Origin of the sequence: Polaromonas sp. (assembly GCF_029945895.1) — a bacterium.
Classification (GTDB): domain Bacteria; phylum Pseudomonadota; class Gammaproteobacteria; order Burkholderiales; family Burkholderiaceae_C; genus Polaromonas.
On the sequence record NZ_JAQSDL010000025.1, the window covers coordinates 34,210 to 53,557 of the forward strand.

22 protein-coding genes are annotated in these 19,348 nt (G+C 65.5%); 15 read left to right on the forward strand and 7 right to left on the reverse strand.

What is annotated here, in order from left to right; translation table 11 throughout:
• Positions 1-6 precede the first annotated feature (6 nt).
• A complete protein-coding gene (locus tag PSV33_RS03015; RefSeq protein ID WP_300558500.1) occupies positions 7-960 on the reverse strand; it encodes a LysR substrate-binding domain-containing protein in 954 nt (317 codons plus the stop codon).
• A 130-nt stretch (positions 961-1,090) separates the two neighbouring features.
• On the opposite strand from PSV33_RS03015, the gene PSV33_RS03020 reads away from it, so the two are divergent.
• From PSV33_RS03020 to PSV33_RS03035, 4 genes are all read left to right on the forward strand, one after another.
• Complete coding sequence (locus PSV33_RS03020) at positions 1,091-2,050, forward strand: tripartite tricarboxylate transporter substrate binding protein BugE (RefSeq protein WP_300558503.1); 960 nt, start codon at positions 1,091-1,093, stop codon at positions 2,048-2,050.
• Between the two features lie 137 nt (positions 2,051-2,187).
• Positions 2,188-3,036, forward strand: coding sequence for an N-formylglutamate amidohydrolase (locus PSV33_RS03025; protein WP_300558508.1), 849 nt, complete (start codon positions 2,188-2,190; stop codon positions 3,034-3,036).
• 40 nt (positions 3,037-3,076) lie between these two features.
• Positions 3,077-4,117, forward strand: coding sequence for a histone deacetylase family protein (locus tag PSV33_RS03030; protein WP_300558511.1), 1,041 nt, complete (start codon positions 3,077-3,079; stop codon positions 4,115-4,117).
• Complete coding sequence (locus tag PSV33_RS03035; protein ID WP_300558514.1) at positions 4,118-5,221, forward strand: NAD(P)/FAD-dependent oxidoreductase; 1,104 nt, start codon at positions 4,118-4,120, stop codon at positions 5,219-5,221.
• Positions 5,222-5,273: 52 nt separating this feature from the next.
• Here PSV33_RS03035 and PSV33_RS03040 read toward each other — a convergent pair whose 3' ends face one another.
• Both PSV33_RS03040 and PSV33_RS03045 read right to left on the reverse strand, forming a co-directional pair.
• Positions 5,274-5,525: a GlsB/YeaQ/YmgE family stress response membrane protein gene (locus PSV33_RS03040; RefSeq protein WP_300516756.1), complete on the reverse strand. Its 252-nt coding sequence runs from the start codon at positions 5,523-5,525 to the stop codon at positions 5,274-5,276.
• Between the two features lie 65 nt (positions 5,526-5,590).
• A complete protein-coding gene (locus PSV33_RS03045) occupies positions 5,591-6,010 on the reverse strand; it encodes a DUF3597 domain-containing protein (protein ID WP_300558516.1) in 420 nt (139 codons plus the stop codon).
• A 134-nt stretch (positions 6,011-6,144) separates the two neighbouring features.
• Here PSV33_RS03045 and PSV33_RS03050 point away from each other — a divergent pair, with 134 nt between their 5' ends.
• From PSV33_RS03050 to PSV33_RS03060, 3 genes are all read left to right on the forward strand, one after another.
• Positions 6,145-6,363, forward strand: coding sequence for a SlyX family protein (locus PSV33_RS03050; RefSeq protein WP_300558519.1), 219 nt, complete (start codon positions 6,145-6,147; stop codon positions 6,361-6,363).
• Between the two features lie 10 nt (positions 6,364-6,373).
• Positions 6,374-6,631: a hypothetical protein gene (locus PSV33_RS03055; RefSeq protein ID WP_300558522.1), complete on the forward strand. Its 258-nt coding sequence runs from the start codon at positions 6,374-6,376 to the stop codon at positions 6,629-6,631.
• Positions 6,632-6,920: 289 nt separating this feature from the next.
• Entirely contained in the window at positions 6,921-7,439 is a 519-nt protein-coding gene (locus PSV33_RS03060; protein ID WP_366945577.1) for a helix-turn-helix transcriptional regulator, read from the forward strand.
• Between the two features lie 41 nt (positions 7,440-7,480).
• Here the strand turns inward: PSV33_RS03060 and PSV33_RS03065 are convergent, their stop codons facing one another.
• On the reverse strand, positions 7,481-8,533 hold the full coding sequence (locus tag PSV33_RS03065) for a quinone-dependent dihydroorotate dehydrogenase (protein ID WP_300558525.1): 1,053 nt from the start codon (positions 8,531-8,533) through the stop codon (positions 7,481-7,483).
• A 76-nt stretch (positions 8,534-8,609) separates the two neighbouring features.
• Here PSV33_RS03065 and rpiA point away from each other — a divergent pair, with 76 nt between their 5' ends.
• The 7 genes from rpiA to otnI all read left to right on the forward strand — a co-directional run bounded on the left by rpiA (position 8,610) and on the right by otnI (position 15,081).
• Positions 8,610-9,281, forward strand: a complete 672-nt coding sequence (rpiA, locus tag PSV33_RS03070) for a ribose-5-phosphate isomerase RpiA (RefSeq protein WP_300558528.1) — start codon at positions 8,610-8,612, stop codon at positions 9,279-9,281.
• Positions 9,282-9,352: 71 nt separating this feature from the next.
• Entirely contained in the window at positions 9,353-10,126 is a 774-nt protein-coding gene (locus PSV33_RS03075; protein ID WP_300558531.1) for a FadR/GntR family transcriptional regulator, read from the forward strand.
• 113 nt (positions 10,127-10,239) lie between these two features.
• Positions 10,240-11,232, forward strand: a complete 993-nt coding sequence (locus tag PSV33_RS03080) for a tripartite tricarboxylate transporter substrate binding protein (RefSeq protein WP_300558534.1) — start codon at positions 10,240-10,242, stop codon at positions 11,230-11,232.
• 11 nt (positions 11,233-11,243) lie between these two features.
• Positions 11,244-12,134, forward strand: coding sequence for an L-threonate dehydrogenase (gene ltnD / locus PSV33_RS03085; protein ID WP_300558536.1), 891 nt, complete (start codon positions 11,244-11,246; stop codon positions 12,132-12,134).
• Positions 12,131-13,483: a 3-oxo-tetronate kinase gene (gene otnK, locus PSV33_RS03090; protein WP_300558539.1), complete on the forward strand. Its 1,353-nt coding sequence runs from the start codon at positions 12,131-12,133 to the stop codon at positions 13,481-13,483. Before ltnD ends, otnK begins: the two co-directional genes overlap by 4 nt.
• Positions 13,480-14,163: an aldolase gene (locus PSV33_RS03095; protein WP_300558542.1), complete on the forward strand. Its 684-nt coding sequence runs from the start codon at positions 13,480-13,482 to the stop codon at positions 14,161-14,163. The genes otnK and PSV33_RS03095 overlap by 4 nt, the downstream gene beginning before the upstream one ends.
• Positions 14,164-14,247: 84 nt before the next feature.
• The gene (gene otnI, locus PSV33_RS03100) at positions 14,248-15,081 is read left to right on the forward strand and encodes a 2-oxo-tetronate isomerase (RefSeq protein ID WP_300558545.1); all 834 of its coding nucleotides are present in this window, start codon (positions 14,248-14,250) and stop codon (positions 15,079-15,081) included.
• A gap of 29 nt (positions 15,082-15,110) precedes the next feature.
• Here otnI and PSV33_RS03105 read toward each other — a convergent pair whose 3' ends face one another.
• The 3 genes from PSV33_RS03105 to yhbY form a co-directional block, all read right to left on the reverse strand.
• Positions 15,111-15,761: a glutaredoxin domain-containing protein gene (locus tag PSV33_RS03105; protein WP_300558547.1), complete on the reverse strand. Its 651-nt coding sequence runs from the start codon at positions 15,759-15,761 to the stop codon at positions 15,111-15,113.
• A 22-nt stretch (positions 15,762-15,783) separates the two neighbouring features.
• Complete coding sequence (locus tag PSV33_RS03110; protein WP_300558550.1) at positions 15,784-17,877, reverse strand: M3 family metallopeptidase; 2,094 nt, start codon at positions 17,875-17,877, stop codon at positions 15,784-15,786.
• A 131-nt stretch (positions 17,878-18,008) separates the two neighbouring features.
• Positions 18,009-18,485: a ribosome assembly RNA-binding protein YhbY gene (yhbY, locus tag PSV33_RS03115; RefSeq protein WP_300558552.1), complete on the reverse strand. Its 477-nt coding sequence runs from the start codon at positions 18,483-18,485 to the stop codon at positions 18,009-18,011.
• A gap of 88 nt (positions 18,486-18,573) precedes the next feature.
• Here yhbY and PSV33_RS03120 point away from each other — a divergent pair, with 88 nt between their 5' ends.
• The gene (locus tag PSV33_RS03120; protein ID WP_300558554.1) at positions 18,574-19,260 is read left to right on the forward strand and encodes an RlmE family RNA methyltransferase; all 687 of its coding nucleotides are present in this window, start codon (positions 18,574-18,576) and stop codon (positions 19,258-19,260) included.
• Positions 19,261-19,348 lie beyond the last annotated feature (88 nt).

Genomic DNA, 19,348 nt, shown 5'->3' on the forward strand with positions numbered 1-19,348 from the left:
CAGTCCTTATGGGGCGGGCGCGGGCAGCTCTTTATTTGATAGCAACGTTGGCGGCGTCGCGCTGGCGGGCGCGGCCTTGCCGACCTCGCCCAGCAGCCACTGCCGGAAGACGCCCAGCGGCTTGAGGTGGCTGCGCGATTCCGGGTAACACAGGTAGTAACCCATCTCGTCCCTGTAGCCGTCGTCCAGCGGCGTGGCCACCAGACCGGCGGCAATGTCGTCCTGCACCAGGCAGTGCGGCACCAGCGCCAGACCCATGCCGGCCCGCACCGCGCGTATCAGGCTGTGGTACTGGTCCAGCTGCGGGCCCATCAAGGTGTTGACGCCGCCGACGCCGTGCGCCGCGCACCAGTGGGTCCAGGCGTGCGGCACACTCACATGCTGCAGCAGGGTGAAACCGGTGATGTCCTGGGCCTGGCGCAGCGGCGGCTGCGCCGGCAGCCCCGGCGGGGCGATCAGCACCACTTCCCGGCCGGTCAGGTAGTCGGCCCGGGCACCCGGCCAGCTGCCGTTGCCGAACAGAATCGCGCAGTCCAGGTCTTCGCGCTGGAAGTCATAACCCTGGGCATAAGGCACATAGTGCAGTTCAATCTGTGGATGCTGGCGCTGGAAGGCCGGCAGCCGCGGTATCAACCATTTGGCGCCGAAGGTGGGCAGGGTGGACAGGTGCAGGGCGCCGCCGCCGTCGCCGCTGGTGATCAGCTCCAGCGTGGCGGCTTCGAGTTGCGCCAGCACCGGCCGCACAGCGGCCTCGTAACGCACACCGGCGGGCGTCAGGGTCAGGCGCTGGCGGATGCGCTCGAACAGCAACACGCCGGTGAGCTGCTCGAGCTCGCTGATCTGTTTGCTGACGGCGCTTTGCGACAGGTGCAAGGCCTCGCAGGCGCGCGAAACGCTGCCGAAACGCGCGGTGGTGGTGAAGGCACGGAGCAGGTGAATCGGCGGCTGGAGGCGTTTCATGGCCCGATTTTACGTGAGGTTCATTCCAGAATGGACTGAACCCAGTCGAAGACTTCACGGGTGAGTTCCGCGGACTGGCACCCCTCCTGCTTCACAATGGATTCACAAATTCACTTTGATCGGAACACACATGCAAAGACGCCATCTCATCGCACTCGCAGCCACTTCAGTACTCCCAGGAATGGGTTGGGCGCAGTCGAACAAACCGCTGCGCCTGGTCGTGCCCTTTCCTCCGGGCGGCGCCACCGACATCACCGCGCGTGTGGTGTCCGAGGCGCTGGCGCGCGTTCTGGGCCAGCCGGTGATCGTTGAGAACCGCGGTGGCGCCGGCGGCTCCATCGGCATGAGCGAGGTGGCCAAGTCCGCGCCTGACGGGTTGACGCTCGGCGTGGCGACCCTGTCCACGCACGGCGTCAACCCGGCCGTCTACAAAAAGCTGCCTTACGACCCCCTCAAGGACTTTGTGGCCGTCACCGAGCTCGTCAAGGCGCCCGGTGTGGTGGTGGTCAACGCGGCGCTGCCGGTGAAAAACTTTGCCGAACTGGTCGCCTACCTCAAGGCCAACCCGGGCAAGCTCAGTTATGCGTCCCCGGGCAACGGCACCATTGGCCACATGTGGGGCGAGCTGTTCAAAAGCACGACCAACACCTTCATGGTGCACATTCCCTACCGCGGTGCGGGCCCGGCCCTGAACGACGTGGTTGGCGGGCAGGTGATGGTGTACTTCGACCAGGTGGCTGCTTCGCTGCCTTTCATCCAGTCGGGCAAGCTGCGCGCGATCGCCGTGTCCTGGGACAAACGCCTGGAGGTCCTGCCGAACACGCCGACCTATGGCGAGCTCGGCCTGCCCAACAGCAACGACCCGTCCTGGTTTGGCCTGGTCGCACCGGCAGGTACGCCGGCGGCCGCGGTGAATCGCATCCAGCAGGCCGTGGTCAAGGCCCTGCAGGAGCCGGCCGTGCGCACCAAGCTGGCGGCGCAGGGGCTGTTTGCCTCCGGTACCACGCCGGCCGAGTTTGATGCCCAGATCAAGCGCGAGATCGCGAAGATGCAGCGCATTGCCCAGTTCGCGAAAATCAGCATCGAGTAAATCAGCATCAAGTAAACCGGAGTGAGCCGGCCCGCAGCGCCTGTGCGCTGGGGCCGGCCTCCATGCACCCCCGGCCGCAACGTGGCCTTGGCCGAGCTGGCCACCGCAGGGGTGCCGACAGGACCACAATCAAGACCATGACCCCATTTCTCCGCTCTCTGCCCGGCAGCACCGCTCTGGTGCTCGATTCACCCCACAGCGGAACCGACTACCCCGACGACTTTGCCTACGCCTGCGCGCTGCCTGTCCTGCGCCGCGCCGAAGACACCCATGTGGAAAAACTCTATGACTTCGCCCACGGCCTGGGCGCCGGCTGGGTCGAGGCCTTTTTCCCGCGCAGCTACCTCGACGCCAACCGCGACACCACCGAGATTGATGTCAGCCTGTTCGACGAGCCCTGGCCCGATGCCGTGTCCACCGACACCCGGGTGATGAGCAAGGTGCGCCTGGGCAAGGGCCTGATCTGGCGCACCACCGACGACGGTGAGGCCATTTACACACGCAAGCTCAGCGTGGCCGAAGTGCAGGCGCGTATTGCGCGCTGCTGGGAGCCCTACCATGCGGCGGTGGCCCAGGCCATCGACAGCGCGCACCAGCGCCATGGCTACAGCATCCACCTCAACTGCCATTCGATGCCGGCCATCGCCTCCAGCCACGCCACCGAATTTCCGGGTGAGGCGCATGCCGATTTCGTGGTTGGCAACCGCGATGGCTCGACGTGCAGCGAGCCGCTGGCCCGTCTGGTGTGTGAACACCTCGAGGGCCTGGGTTACAGCGTTTCCTACAACCACCCCTACAAGGGTGTGGAACTGGTGCGCCGTTATGGCGAGCCGCTGCAGCAGCGCCACAGCCTCCAGCTGGAGGTCAACCGCAAGCTGTACATGGACGAGCAGACGCTGGCCATGCATGAAGGGGCTGTGCCGCTCAAGGCCAGCCTGCAATCCCTGGTGCAACTGCTGCTGGCCACCGACCCGCGCACCCTGTAGAGCCGCGTCGGCGGGCGGGGCTCGCGGATAATCGTCTGCAATGATCACCCTGTTCAGCGACCAGCACGCCCTGCATGCGCCCGCCTTCGAGTTTTTCCGGGGCGAACGTGTGCCCTGTTTTGAAACCCCGGCGCGTGCCGTCTTTGTCCAGCAGCGCCTGTTGCAGGGCGGCCACGTACTGCGCGAGCCGCATGTGGACAGCCGCTTGGTGCTGGGCCAGGTGCACAGCGCGCGTTACCTGGCCTTTCTGGAACACGCCTGGGACGACTGGCTGGCACAGGACGCCGCCAACGCGGCACGCCAGCCTTTTCCCTCGGTCTGGCCGGTGCGCACCTTGCGCAGCGACATCGAACCGGCCAACTTCACCGCGCGACTGGGCCTGTATTCGATGGACAACGGCTCGCCGCTGTCGGCCGGCACCTGGGCGGCGGCCAAGGCCGGGGCCGACGGCGCGGCCAGCGCCGCGGCCTTGATCGGTGGCGGCGCGCGCGCGGTGTTTTGCTGCAGCCGCCCGCCCGGCCACCACGCGGGCGCCGACTTCATGGGGGGCTACTGCTTTCTGAACAACGCCGCCGTTGGGGCGCAGGCCTTGCGCCAGGGCGGCGCAGACCGTGTGGCCGTGCTCGATGTGGACTACCACCACGGCAACGGCACGCAAAGCATTTTTTACGATCGCGCCGATGTGTTGTTTGTCAGCCTGCATGGCGACCCGCTGACCGAGTACCCGTTTTACCTCGGCCACGCCGACGAGACGGGCGAGGGCGCCGGCCTGGGCTTCAACCTGAACTTGCCGCTGCCGGCGGGCGCGCCGGTCAACATCTGGTTCGAGGCGCTGGAACAGGCTTGCCGGCGCATCACGCAACACGGCGCGCAGGCGCTGGTGGTGTCGCTGGGGCTGGACACCTTCGAAGGCGACCCGATCTCCACCTTTGCGCTGCGGGCGGCCGACTTCGGCCGGCTGGGCCGGCGCCTGGCGGACCTCGGCCTGCCGACGGTGTTTGTGCTGGAAGGTGGTTATGCGGCCGAAGCGCTGGGCACCAACGCGGTCCAGGTCCTCGACGGTTTTGAACAGGGAGCGTAGATGGACAGCGTGGATGCGGTGGTGATTGGTGCAGGTGTGGTCGGGCTGGCGGTGGCCCGTGCGCTGGCCCTGCAGGGGCGCGAGGTGATGGTGCTGGAAGCGGCGGACGCCATCGGCACCGGCACGAGTTCGCGCAACAGCGAGGTGATCCACGCCGGCATTTATTACCCGCAGGGCTCGCTCAAGGCGCAACTGTGCGTGGAGGGCAAAGCGTTGCTGTACGGCTATTGCGCGCAGCGCGGCATCGGCCACAGCCGCTGCGGCAAGCTGATCGTCGCCACCCAAGAATCGCAGATTCCCCAGTTGCAGGCCATCATCGCCAAGGCCGCCGCCAACGGGGTGCACGACCTGACGCTGCTCACGCGCGAGCAGGCGCAGGCGCTGGAGCCCGAGCTGGAGGGTGTGGCGGCGGTGTTGTCGCCCAGCACCGGCATTGTGGACAGCCACGCGCTCATGCTGGCGCTGCAGGGTGATCTTGAGAACGCCGGCGGCATGGTGGTACTCAATTCGCCGCTGGCCAAAGCGCACTGTACGCCGACAGCTATCGTTCTGATAGCAGAAGACGGCACCGAGCTGGCCGCGCAGAGTGTGGTCAATGCCGCCGGCCTGCACGCGCAGGTGCTGGCCTGCCGTTTTGAGGGGCTGGACGCGCAGTATGTGCCGCCCAGCCATTACGCCAAGGGCAACTACTTCACGCTGGCGGGCCGCTCGCCCTTCAGTCGCCTGATCTACCCGGTGCCCGAAGCGGCCGGGCTCGGTGTGCACCTGACCCTGGATCTGGGCGGCCAGGCCAAGTTCGGCCCCGACGTGCAGTGGGTGGATTCACCCGATGACCTGGTGGTGGACCCGCGCCGCGGCGACGCGTTTTACGCCGAGGTGCGCAAGTACTGGCCGGGCCTGCCCGATGGCGCGCTGCAGGCCGGTTATGCCGGCATACGGCCCAAGATCCAGGCGCCCGACCAGCCGGCCCGTGACTTCCTGATCCAGGGCCCCAGCGAACATGGCGTGGCGGGCCTGGTCAACCTGTTCGGTATCGAGTCACCGGGCTTGACCAGTTCGCTGGCGATCGGCCGCCATGTCGGCGAACTGCTCTCAAAAAAATAGCTGCAAGCGCCCGACACACGGGCGCTGCAGCTGTTTTATGTGTAGCTAGGGATCAGCCGCGCTTGCCGCTCACCATGCGGTAGATGAACAGCAGCAGCATCGCGCCCAGCACCGCCGCGATGAACCCGGCAGACTCGCCGACCTGGTACAGGCCCAGCGCACCGCCCAGGTAGCTGGCAAGCACCGAACCAACGATACCAATCAGCACCGTGATGATGAAGCCGGACGGGTCACGCCCGGGCATCAGGAACTTGGCGACCACGCCAACGATAAAGCCAATGAGAATGGTCCAGAGAATGCCCATGGAAATACTTTCAAAAAGAGGGGAAAGGAATCAGGCCTGCATGCCGTGGCACGCAGCAGCCTTGCTCAGTCGCGCAGGTCGGCCGGCACGGTGCCGCCGTTGGCGGCCAGCTTGTTCATGACCTGGCGGTGCAGCCAGATGTTCATGGCAGCGCTGTCGCCGGTGTCGCCGGTGTAGCCCAGCTCTTTCGCCAGTTCCTTGCGTTCGCCCAGGCTGCTGTCGAGGTCGAGCAGTTTCATCAGATCAACAATGGAGGTTTTCCAGTTGAGCTTTTGCGGGTTTTTCTGCGCCATGCCGTCGAGCACTGCTTCCACATCGACCTGCGTCATCGGCGCCGGTGCGGCGGTGGCGGCACCTGCTCTGGCTGCGCCGGCTGCCGCGGCGGCGGCAGAAACGTCATCGCTGCTGGGCGACGCCGGGGCTGGCACCGGTGCGGCCTGGGCCGACGGAAAAATTTTGCTGAAGATCTTGCTGAGAATGCTCATGGGGGTTCCAGTCGAAGGAGTAAAGCATTCATGGTGGCGCGGGCGTCCAGCGGCTGACAGAGGACGCCGGCGTATTTGCATGTAGGAAAAGCGGCTGGTGGGGGCGGTTCGCGAACTCGTGTCCAATAGCGCTTATGGAAACCGCCACTGAAATTGAAAAACGCCTGACTGATCTGGAGATCAAGGCCAGCTTCGGCGAAGACCTGCTCGACGAGCTCAACCAGGTCATCGTCCGCCAGCAGCAGCAGATCGACCTGCTGATGCGCGAGCTCAGCCAGCTGCGCCAGCAGCTGCCCGAGTCCGGCGCCGCGACCCTGACCCGCGCCGGCGACGACCTGCCGCCGCACTACTGAGGCGCAGCAGATGGCCACTGCAAAAAGCATCACCACCGACGACTACAAGCTTTTTCCGTCGCCGCGCAACCGGCACAGGAGCATCTTTCTGCACCAGGTGTTTGTGCCTTATCCCTACATGCTGATCGACATGGACAGCTACAGCTTCAAGGGCAAGGCCAGCCTGTTCGCGGCCTGCCGGACCGCCGACGGCAAGATGGGCCAGCTCGTCACGCTGGAGTTGCCCGAGGACGAGACGCGCTTCAAGCAGCAGTTTGTGCCGGACTGAGGCAGGGCGCTGGCTTGCTCCAGGGGGGGCTGGATGGAATATGTATCTGCCCGCCGCAGCGTTGCCGAAGATGGTTCACCGGCCCCCGCTCCTGGGTCGCTGTGGTCCCGCCATTCATGCTCAAATCGAGTTCCAGCCTTTGATGGGCTTGCGCAGTCAGCTATTAAATAAATAGCATGCCTGCGGCTGCGGGTCCCTCGCATGGCGTGCGCGCCGGGAGCTGCCAGCGTCCGCTGGCGCTGGCCGGACGGGCGTCAGCGCAAGCCCGGGGGATAGCCCACCCTGCGGCTTGTCATTCGGGCCTCCTACAATTGGAGGAGAACATTTTCAGAAAACTCATCGTTCATCCAGCAAGGAGATTTCCGATGTGCCCAATATCGCTTCTGTTCTCAAAGCCGAAATTTCCCGGGTTGCCCGCAAGGACGCCCGCGCGGAAACCCAGCCGCTGAAAAAGGCCTCGTCGCAGTACCGCAGCGATATCGCCGCCCTGAAAAGGCGTGTGCTGGCGCTGGAAAAGCAACTGGGCCGCGTGCTCAAGTCTGGCAGGAAGGCTTCTGCGACCGAGGAAACCAGAGAGGGCGCCGGCAGCGGATTGCGTTTCAGCGCCAAGGGACTGGCTGCCCAGAGGCGCCGGCTTGGGCTGACCGCCGCCGCGACGGCAAGACTCCTCAACGTCTCGGTGCAGTCTGTCTACAAGTGGGAGGACGGCAAAACCCGACCCCGCGCCAGCCAGCTGCCGGCGATTGCGAAGCTGCGGAAAATGGGCAAGCTCGAAGCGGCGAAAATCCTGGATGGTTTGCCGGAGTAGGAGCCATTCCTGCATGGGCGTGTACGCCCATCTCTCCCGGGCTATCGACTCTTTTTGAGGGCCAGTGCAGCCTCGGTCACCAGGCCCGGCCCCTTGTAGATCAGCCCGGTGTAGATCTGCACCACGTCGGCGCCAGCCTCGATTTTGGAGACGGCGTCCGCACCGCTCATGATGCCGCCCACGCCGATGATGGGAAAACCTTTGCCCAGTGCCGCGCGCAGCTGGCGGATCACGCGATTGCTCGCGGCCAACACCGGCGCGCCGCTGAGGCCGCCGGCTTCTTCGGCGTGCGGCATGCCCTTGACAGCCTCACGGCTGAGCGTGGTGTTGGTCGCCACCACGCCGTCCATGCCGTGGCGCTTCAGGGTGGCGGCAATCACCCCGACCTGCGCCTCGTCGAGGTCGGGCGCAATCTTCACAAAAATCGGCACGCGTTTGCCATGCTGCTTCGCCAGTATTTCGCGGCGTTCGGCGATGCGGCCCAGCAGCGCGTCCAGCGCCTCGTCGCTTTGCAGTGCGCGCAGGTTTTTGGTGTTCGGGCTGGAGATGTTGACGGTCACGTAGTCGGCATGCGGGTAGACGCCATCGAGGCAGATCAGGTAGTCGTCCACCGCGTTTTCGATCGGCGTGGCAGCGTTCTTGCCGATGTTCAGGCCCAGCAGCAGCGGGCTGGCGCCCCCACGTTTGCGAAAGGTGGATTGCTGCACGTGGGTGATGAAGGCGTCCAGCCCCTCGTTGTTGAAGCCGAGCCGGTTGATCAGCGCGTTGGCCTGCGGCAGGCGGAACATGCGCGGCTTGGGGTTGCCCGGCTGGGCTTTCGGCGTGACGGTGCCGACTTCGACAAAGCCGAAACCCATGGCGGCCAGCCCGTCAATGCAGCGCGCGTTTTTGTCGAGTCCGGCCGCCAGCCCGACACGGTTGGGAAATTGCAGGCCGGCCAGTGTGACGGGATCGTCCACCCGGCCCGAACAGTAGGCCAGCGCCAGCGGCGTGCGCTGCGTGCCGGCCAGCGAGGCCATGGTCAGTTCGTGGGCGGTTTCCGGGTCCAGGCCAAATAAAAAGGGGCGGGCGAGGGCGTAGGGGAGCAGGGACATTGGATAATTTGTGTTGTTCTGTGCGGCAGGCCCCATTGTCGCAAACCCCATCCACCCCCCAACATTCCGGACCGACATGACCCAAGACGAACTCAAAACCCTGGTGGGCCAGGCCGCCCTGGCTTATGTCGAACCCGGCAGCATTGTCGGCGTTGGCACCGGCTCCACCGTCAACAAGTTCATCGACGCGCTGGCCGGCATCAAGGACACGATCACCGGCGCGGTGTCCAGCTCGGTGGCCTCCACGGAACGCCTGAAAGCACTGGGCATCCAGGTCTTCGAGGCGGCCGATGTCGAGGAGCTGGCGGTCTACATCGACGGCGCGGACGAAATCGATCATGCGGGCTACATGATCAAGGGCGGCGGCGCAGCGCTCACGCGAGAAAAAATCGTGGCTGCCCAGTCGCGCAAGTTTGTCTGCATCGCCGACGAGTCCAAGCTGGTTCAGACGCTCGGCCAGTTCCCCTTGCCGGTGGAAGTGATTCCGATGGCGGCGCAGCGCATCCGGCGCCAGTTTGAGGCGCTGGGCGGCACAGCCACCCTGCGCCTGAGAAACGGCGCGCCGCTGGTCACCGACAACGGCCAGCACATCCTGGACGTGACCGGACTGAAGATCAGCGAGCCGCTGGCCTTCGAGTCCGAGGTCAACCAGTGGCCCGGGGTGGTGACGGTCGGGGTGTTCGCCTTCCAGAAGGCGCATGTCTGCCTGCTGGGAACGGAAACCGGCGTCAAGACGCTGGTGTTTTAAGAAACCTGGGTGAACCCCGAGAGGGCCGCGGGCCGGATGTTGTAGAGTTGTACGACAAATTTCAGGCGCCCATGACCCACCGTTTCCAGTCCATCACGCCCGGCGTTCACCTCTCGGAGCAGGTGGCCGAGGCCCTCTCCGCCGAGATCCGCGCCGGCCGGCCAGCGGCGGGCGACAAGCTGCCGACCGAGGCCGCGCTGGTCGAGCAGTTTGCGGTCAGCCGCACGGTGGTGCGCGAGGCCGTGTCGCGTCTGAAGTCCCTGGGCCTGGTGGAATCCCGCCAGGGCAGCGGGGTGTTTGTGAAGCGCGCTGCCTTTGCGCCGCTCAACTTCGACACCCGTTCAGCCGCGTCCATGCAGGCGGTCATCCAGATGGTGGAGGTGCGCCGCGCGCTGGAGGCCGAAGTGGCCGCGCTGGCGGCGCAGCGCCGCACGGGAGACGATGTCAAGCGTATCCGCCAGGCAATGGCGGCGCTCGACAAGGCGGTCAAGGCCGGCGGCGACGGTGCCGAGGAAGACGTGAACTACCACCGCGCGATTGCGGACGCGGCGCAAAACCCGTTTTTGATCAGCACGCTGGACTACCTGCGCCAGTTCCTGCGCGGTGTCACCCGGGTCACCCGCGCCAACGAGGCACGCCGCGCCGACTTTGCCGGGCAGGTGCGCGAGGAGCACGAAGCCATCACCCAGGCCATTGAGGCCGGCGACCCCTTGCAGGCGCGCCAGGCCGCCTCCCGCCACATGGACAACGCAATCCGGCGCATTGAGCAGGCGGATCCGGCTTTCTGGCAGCAGGAGGGCGTGCAACTGGCCAGCGCCCTTCTTTCCGGCGCCATCAGCCACTGAGTCGTTGGCCTGGTCCCAATTCGGGAAAACCTGAGGTGATTCATGGCGGGTAAGTTGTATGATAACCATATAAATAAGGCCAAATCGATCTGCTTTATCCAAGGAGACCTGCCATGCGACCCCCCAAGCCATCAATCCCTCCCACCCTCACGCGCCGCGACTGCCTGTTGGTAGGGGCGGCCCTGGCACTGCCTGCGCTGGCCCGGGCACAGGCTTGGCCGGCCAGACCGCTTCGCCTGATCGTGCCCTTCCCGCCGGGCGGTCTGATTGACAACATGGCTCGCCTGGTCGGGCCGCGCCTGGCACAGGAGTTGGGTCAGCCAGTGGTCATCGACAACAAGCCCGGCGCAGGCGGAAATCTCGGTGCGGCCGAAGTGGCCCGCGCGCAAGCCGATGGCTACACCCTGTTGATGGCCTCACCGCCGCTGACCATCAGCCCGGCCCTGTATGCGAGCCTGCCTTACAGGCCTGCACAGATCGCACCCGTCGGCCTGCTGGGCCGGGTGCCCAATGTGCTGCTGGTGAATCCGAAAAGCGGCATCAACTCGGTGGCCGAGCTGGTCGCGCGCGCCCGGCGCGAGCCTGGAAAGATGAACTACGCCTCCAATGGCAATGGTACTTCGCTGCACCTGAGCGCCGAGCTGTTCAAAAGCACGGCCGGCGTGTTCGTCACACACATTCCCTACCGCGGTGCTGCCGCGGCAGTCACCGGCCTGATCACCGGCGAGGTGGACATGATGTTCGAGAACCTGCCCTCGGTGCTGGGCCAGATCCAGGGCGGCACGGTGAAAGCCCTGGCCGTCACGACCAGCCGCCGCAGCACGACGCTGCCGGCCGTGCCGACGCTGGCTGAATCGGGTATGCCGGCCTTTGATGTCAGCGCCTGGTACGGTGTAGCGGCCCCTGCCGGCACGCCGCCCGCCGTGGTTGCTGCGCTGGAGCAGGCGCTGCAGAAGATTCTGCGCGAGCCGGAGGTGATCCGCGCCATGGAGTCGCGTGGGGCCGATGTCGGCTTTCTGGCCGCAGCGCCCATGGGCGCGTTCATGGCCGCCGACGCGGCGAAATGGAAGCGTGTGGCAGACTTCGCAAAAATTACCCTCGGTTGAAGGAAACAGCGATGAGTGTGGTTGCAGGCGTGATTGGTCTTGGTGCGATGGGCAACGGCATGGCGCAATCGCTGCGCCGCGCCGGTCATCGGGTGTTTGTGTTTGACGTGCGGCCCGAGGCGGCGCAGGCTTTTGCCGAAAACGGCGGTGTGGCCTGTGCCTCGCTGGCCGAGCTGGCGGCGGCCTGCGACGTGATCGTGTCGGTGGTGGTCAATGCGGCGCAGACCGAAGCGGTGCTGTTCGGCCCCGGGGGCTGTGCGGCGGCCATGAAGCCCGGCAGCGTGTTTGTGATGTGTTCCACGGTCGATGCGAACTGGTCCATGGCGCTGGAAAAACGGCTCAATGACCTGGGCCTGCTCTACATCGACGCGCCGATTTCAGGCGGCGCAGCCAAGGCCGCCAGCGGCGAGATGACCATGATGACTTCGGGCGCGCCGGCAGCGTACGAAAAAGCCGAAGCCTTGCTGAACGCGATGGCCGCCAGGGTCTACAAGCTCGGCGATGCGGCCGGCGCCGGCAGCAAGGTCAAGATCATCAACCAGCTGCTGGCCGGCGTGCACATCGCCGCCGCGGCCGAAGCCATGGCGCTGGGCCTGCGCGAAGGCGTGGACCCGGCCGCGTTGTACGAGGTCATCACACACAGCGCGGGCAACAGCTGGATGTTCGAGAACCGCATGGCGCATGTGCTGGCCGCCGATTACACGCCACTCTCGGCCGTCGATATTTTCGTGAAGGACCTCGGCATCGTGCTCGACATGGCGCGCGCCAGCAAGTTTCCGCTGCCGCTGTCATCGACGGCGCACCAGATGTTCATGCAGGCCTCCACCGCCGGTTTTGCGAAAGAGGACGACAGCGCGGTGATCAAGATTTTCCCTGGCATCGACTTGCCGAAGAAGTCATGAAAAAAATTGTTCTGGGCTGTATTGCCGACGATTTCACCGGTGCCACAGATCTGGCCAACAATCTGGTTCGCGCGGGCATGCGGGTGGTGCAGACGATTGGTGTGCCGTCCGGACCGCTGGGCGCCGAGGTGGATGCCGTGGTGGTGGCGCTCAAATCGCGCACCGTGCCGCCGGCCCAGGCCGTCGCCGAATCGCTGGCCGCCCTGGCCTGGCTGCAGGCGCAGGGCGCGCAGCAGATCTATTTCAAGTACTGCTCGACCTTCGACAGCACGGCTCGCGGCAACATCGGCCCGGTGACCGAGGCGCTGATGGACGCGCTGCAGACAAACTTCACGATCGCCACGCCGGCCTTTCCCGACAACCAGCGCACGGTGTTCAAGGGCTATCTGTTTGTGGGCGATGTGCTGCTTTCTGAAAGCGGCATGCAGAACCACCCGTTGACACCGATGGCGGACGCGAATCTGGTGCGGGTGCTGCAATCGCAGACCACGCGACGTGTCGGGCTGATCGCCCATACCGTGGTGGCGCGCGGCGCGCCAGCGGTGCGCGAACGCATGGCGCAACTCCAGGCGGAAGGCGTCGGCGTAGCCATCGTGGACGCGGTGTCCAACGATGACCTGCTGCGCCTCGGCCCTGCACTCAAGGGCATGCCACTGGTGACGGCGGGTTCCGGCGTGGCCATCGCCCTGCCTGCCAACTTCGGCATCACGCCTTCGGACCAGGCCAGCCGTCTGCCCGTCGCCAGCGGCCTGCAGGCGGTGGTGTCGGGCAGTTGCTCACTGGCGACGAATCGGCAGGTGCTGGATTTCATGAAGCAGGGCCATCCCGCGCTGGCAATTGATCCGCTGCGCATCGCGTCTGGTGCCGATGTGGCGGCCGAGGTGCTGGCCTGGGCCAAGCCGCTGCTGACACAGGGGCCGGTGCTGGTCTATTCGACGGCCGACAGCAGCGACGTCAAGTCGGTGCAGGGCAGGCTCGGTGTGGAGGAAGCTGGCGCGATGGTCGAACGCACACTGGCTGCGGTGGCGCGCGGCCTGGTGCAACTGGGCGTGCGGCAACTGGTGGTGGCCGGTGGTGAGACCTCGGGTGCCTGCGTGCAGGCGCTGGGCATCACGCAGATGCAGATCGGCCCGCAGATTGATCCCGGTGTGCCCTGGTGTCATGCAGCAATAGAGCCCCCACGCCCGGCACTGCGGGTCCTCGCTGCCCCCCAGGGGGGCGTCGCCGACCTTGGGGCGGCCCGGCGGTCGTCGGCCACGACCGGCGATGGCGGTCTGCATCTTGCGCTGAAATCCGGCAACTTTGGCAGCGACGATTTTTTCACCAAAGCCTTTACGATGCTGAAATGACAATGCTTACCGAGAACCAGGCGCGCGAAGAAATCTGCCGCGTTGGCAAAAGCCTGTTCGAGCGCGGCTATGTGCATGCCACGGCCGGCAACATCAGTGTGCGGCTCGATGAATCGGCAGGCGGTGGTTTCCTGATCACCCCGACCGATGCCTGCCTGGGCTTCCTGGACCCGGCGCGGCTGGCCCGGCTCGATGCCGATGCGAAGCAGGTCAGCGGCGACACCGCGAGCAAAACGATCGCGCTGCATGCCGGCATTTACGCGGCAGCCTCCGCGTTCGACCCGGCCACGCGCTGCATCATCCACACCCACAGCACCCATTGCGTTGCGCTGAGCCTGCGTGCGGCGGATGAGGAGTTGCTGCCGGCGCTTACGCCTTATTTCGTCATGAAGGTGGGCCATGTGCCGGTCATCGACTACCACCGCCCGGGCGACCCGGCGGCGGCGGCGCTGGTGGCCCAGACCATCACGCGTTACGGCCGGCAGGGCACACCGATACGCGCGGTGATGCTGGCACGGCTGGGGCCCAATGTCTGGCACGACAGCCCGGCGGCGGCCATGGCCGTGCTGGAGGAACTTGAGGAAACCGCGCGACTCCAGTGCCTGGACGTTGAGCCGGTGCGGCCCTTGAGCGCGGCGCAGATCGACGAGCTGCGCCAGGTGTTCGGCGCCCGCTGGTGAGTTTTTTACAGTCAAATAGGCCTGCAGCCCTTTCCCTGTAAGCGCAAGCAGCTATCTATTTAATAGCATTTCAAGAGAATAAACATGCCTAAATTTGCCGCCAACCTGTCCATGATGTACGCCGAGCTGCCGTTTCTGGACCGTTTTGAAGCGGCGGCGAAAGACGGTTTCAGGGCGGTGGAGTTCCTCTTCCCTTACGCCTTCAGCAAGCAGGAACTGGCCGCGCGCCTGAAGGGCAACGGCTTGCAGCAGGTGTTGTTCAACGCGCCACCGGGGGGCACCGACGCAGCATCCATTGCGCAGGCCTGGGACAAAGCCGGGGACAAGGGCACGGCCGCCGTGCCCGGCCGCGAGGCGGAGTTCCGCGCTGGTGTGCTGCTGGCTCTTGACTATGCCGAGGCGCTGGACTGCCCGCGCATCCATCTGATGGCCGGCCTGGTCGCCGCCGGGCAGGAGCGCGAGGACCTGCGGCCGCTGTACGTGACCCATCTGCGCTGGGCGGCAGCCGAGGCGGCGAAGCGTGGGCGCGACGTGTTGATCGAGCCGATCAATACGCGTGACGTTCCGCGTTTTTTCCTGAACCGGCAGGACCATGCGCACGAGATCCTGGCCGAGGTCGGCGCGTCCAACCTCAAGGTGCAGATGGACCTTTACCACTGCCAGATCGTCGAGGGAGATGTCGCCACCAAGATCCGCCAGTACCTGCCGACCGGGGCCGTCGGCCATTTCCAGATTGCCGGTGTGCCGGAGCGGCACGAGCCGGACATCGGGGAGCTCAACTACCCCTATCTGTTCGCTGTGATCGACGAAGTGTCTGCCGCCTGCGGCTGGGACGGCTGGACCGGCTGCGAATACCGGCCGAAAAAAGGCGGCCAGCCGGGCGGTACGTCGGCAGGCCTGGGCTGGCTGCCGCGCTGAGCGCCAAAGGCGCGGTTTTCCGCTGAAGCTTAAAAACGGATGCCGGTGGGGTTGCTCGGCGGCGGCGTCACCGGGGCCGGGGCGGCTGCCGGCGTGGCGGGCCGCGCGGCCGTGGTGGTGGCCGCCGGCGCGGGCGCGACCGTCACCAGGGGGGAGGCCGGGGCCTGCCGGTAGCTGGCGGGCAGCACCGATGATTTGGGGTAACCCGCCGCATCGAGAAACTGCGTCCATTCCGCATCCGAGAAACCCTTGAGTTGCTGGCTGCCAATGGTCAGAAAGGGCAGGGAGTTGTCGCCGCTGATGCGTTGCAAAGCCTGTGCGTCTTCATTGGTCGCGATGGTTTTTTCTGCAAACGGGACACCGCGCGTGGTCAGCAGCGAACGCGCCGAGGCGCAGGGGCCGCAGTTCTCGCCCGAATAAAGGGTGACCGGGTACTGGCCCACCACCTTGCGCAACTCAAAGGGCAACGACGCCGTGACGACGCCGCGGGCACCGTCGGCGCCGCCCGCCGTCACCTTGGCATTGCCGGCCGCAGGGGGCGGCTTGTCGGAATAGGTGACCTTGCCGTCCGGGCCGACGATGCGGTAGACGGGCTGAGCCTGGGAAAGAGAAGAAAATGTGCCGCCAGCCAGCGCCAGCAGGGCGCCAACAGCTGCAAATTTAATAGCATTCGAGGTCATACATCACTCCGTTAGAGGTCACTCACGCCATGCCCTGGTGCCGCAGCAGCGCGTCGATGGAAGGCTCGCGGCCACGGAAGGCCTTGAACGATTCCATCGCCGGGCGGCTGCCACCGGCCTCCAGAATGGCCTGGCGGTATTTTCTGCCAGTTTCCAGACTAACGGGGCTGGAGCCGGCTTCGGCGTCGGTGTTTACACCTGCAGGTGTGGCGCCCTGTGCACTTTCCTCGAAGGCCGCGTAGGCGTCTGCCGAGAGGACTTCGGCCCATTTGTAGCTGTAATACCCGGCCGCGTACCCGCCGGAAAAAATGTGACTGAATGTGTGCGCGGTGCGGCTGTAGGGCGGCGGGGTGATCACGGCGAATTCCTCGCGCACCCCGGCCAGCAGCGCCATCACGTCGTCGCCGGGCTGCCAATCGGTGTGCAGCAGCATGTCGAACAGCGAAAACTCGATCTGGCGCAGGGTCTGCATGCCGCTCTGGAAGTTCTTGGCCGCCAGCATCCGCTCGAACAGGGCGCGCGGCAGCGGCTCGCCAGTGTCCACATGGGCCGTCATGTGTTTGAGCACATCCCATTCCCAGCAGAAGTTTTCCATGAACTGGCTGGGCAGCTCGACCGCGTCCCATTCGACGCCGCTGATGCCGGAAACATCGCGCTCGTTGACCTGGGTCAGCATGTGGTGCAGGCCGTGGCCGAACTCGTGGAACAGCGTGGTCACGTCGTCATGTGTCAGCAAGGCGGGCTTGCCGCCCACGCCGTCCGCAAAGTTGCAGACCAGGTGGGCCACCGGGGTCTGCAGTTGGCCGGTGTCGGGACGCAGCCAGCGGGCACGCACGTCGTCCATCCAGGCGCCGCCGCGTTTGCCGGTGCGCGCTGGCCGGTCCAGGTAAAACTGGCCCACCAGTTGCCCGTCGCGCTCGATGCGGTAGAACTCGACGCCGGGATGCCACACCGGCGCGGTGTCGGGCCGGATCGCCACCTCGAACAGGGTCTCGACAATCCTGAACAGGCCGGCCAGCACCTTGGGGGCGGTGAAGTACTGCTTGACTTCCTGCTCGCTGAAGGCGTAACGCGCTTCCTTGAGCTTTTCGGCTATCCAGGTGAAGTCCCAGGCTTGCGGGTCTTTCAAACCCAGCTTTTCCGCAGCAAAGGTGCGCAGGTCCGCCACGTCCTTGAGGCCGTAGGGTTTGGCGCGCTGGCCGAGATCGCGCAGGAAGCTGATCACCTGCTCGGGCGAGTCGGCCATCTTGGGGACCACCGAGACCTCGCCAAAATTGCGGTAACCGAGCAACTGCGATTCCTCCAGCCGCAAGGCAAGGATCTCCTGCATCACGGCGCTGTTGTCAAAGCGGCTGAACTCAGGCGGCGACTGGTCGCTGGCACGCGTGCTGTAGGCCCTGTACAGGGTTTCGCGCAGGGCGGAACTGTCGGCAAACTGCATGACGGGCAGGTAGCAGGGCATCTTCAGCGTGAGTTTGTAACCCTCCTTGCCTTCGGCCTCGGCCTGCGCGCGCGCCGTCTGGACCACGTCGGCCGGCACCCCGGCGAGTTCATCTTCGCGGGCGTAGTAGGCCCAGGCTTCGGTGGCGTCGAGCGCGTTTTCGCTGAATTTCTGGCTCAGCTCGGCCTGGCGCTCCTGGATGGCGGCAAAGCGCTCCTTGGCCGCACCCACCAGTTCGGCGCCAGACAGCACGAAGTTGCGCACGGCGTTTTTGTGTGCCTGGCGCTGTTCGGGGTTCAACGACGCCACATCGATGGCCTTGTACTTTGCGTAAAGCCGTTCGTCGGCGCCCAGGCGGGTCCAGAACTCGGTGACACGCGGCAGGGCGGCGTTATAGGCGGCGCGTAATTCGGGGGTGTCCGCCACGCTGTTGAGGTGGCTGACCGCGCCCCAGGCCCGGCCCAGGTTTTCGGTGGCCACGTCCAGCACGCCGGCAATGTCCGCCCAGCGCGCCGGAAAATCCGGGGCGGTGACGCGTTCCAGCGCGGTTTCGGCCTGCGCCAGCAACACGTCAACCCCAGGGCCGACATGCCCGGGCGTGATGCGGTCAAACAGGGGAAGGCCGGAGAAATCGAGGAGCGGGTTGGAAGGGGGCAGGGTGGTCAAGGTGGTCATGTCCATCAGTTGTGGGCGCAGGCGCCCGATCTAAAGGGGGGGACGCGCGGGACAAAAGAAGGAAAGTGCCGCGCTGGCCAGGCCAAGGGGCCGGGGCCGGGCGGATCACGCCGGCGTGTTGGCTCAGCTTTTCAGCCCTGGGCGCGTTTCTTGGCGCTTTGCTGCTTCTTCGGTTTCGCGCGTTTGACGGTGCCGCCCGGCGTCAGGCGCTGGTTGCCCAGTACGCGCAGGGTCTTGACCTCGGGGCGCTGGCCGTAACGCGCACTGTTTTTGAGCACCTTGACGTCGCGCGGCCCAGGCATGCGGTCCTCGTTGACCTTTTTTTCCTTCTCAGGCACCGGGCGCCACAGCACCAGCAGTTTGCCGATGTGCTGGATGGGCGCGGCGCCGAGTTCGTCGGCCAGGGCCTGGAAGATGGCTTCGCGCCCGGGACGGTCGTCCGACTGCACGCGGACCTTGATCAGGCCGTGCGCCTTCAGGGCCAGGTCGATTTCCTTCCGGACGGCGGCGGTCAGGCCGTCCGAGCCGACCATCACGACGGGGTCCAGGTGGTGTGCCTCGGCGCGGTGGTCTTTGCGCTGGGCGGGGGTAAGTAGTATTTGAGCCATGCCCCGATTATCCGGGAAGCTGCAGCTGCCGTTGATTTATCGTTGGTGAAACCGCAGCGCGGGAGGGCGCTAAGAGGACAATACGGGCATGAAAGTAAAAACCCAAAGCAAAAAGGTCAACAAAGCGTGGCTGAATGACCACGTCAACGATACCTACGTCAAGCTGGCCAAAAGAGAGGGTTACCGGGCCCGTGCCGCCTACAAACTCAAGGAAATCGATGAAACGCTGGGCCTGATCCGGCCCGGCCACTGTGTGGTGGACCTGGGCAGCGTACCCGGCGCCTGGAGCCAATACGCGCGTCGCAAGCTCTCGCCATCGGGCGCGGCAGCCGGCGAACTCAACGGTCGCATCGTGGCGCTCGACATCCTGCCGATGGACCCGGTCGAAGGCGTGGTGTTCATCCAGGGGGACTTCCGGGAGCCGGAGGTGCTACAGATTCTGGAGCAGACTCTGGCCGCCGACAAAGGCTTTACCAAGGTTGATGTGGTGATTTCCGACATGGCGCCGAATCTGTCGGGCATCGAATCGGCCGACGCCGCCCGCATCGCCCACCTGGTGGAACTGGCGGTTGATTTTTCCGTGCAGCACCTCAAGCCCGAGGGCGCGCTGGTCGTCAAGCTGTTTCACGGCGGGGCCTACAGCCCGCTGGTCAAGCTGTTCAAGGAGACCTTCAAGGTCGTCAAGCCCATCAAGCCCAAGGCCTCGCGCTCGGAGTCGTCGGAAACCTTTCTGGTCGGCATGGGGCTCAAAACCAGGCCGGCCCCCACCGTCTGAGCTTGCTCAAACGCAATAAATGCCGCAATCCCGCTTCAAACCAAGGGATGTCCCGGGCTTGTTATGAGGCTTTTGCCCTTGAAACGCC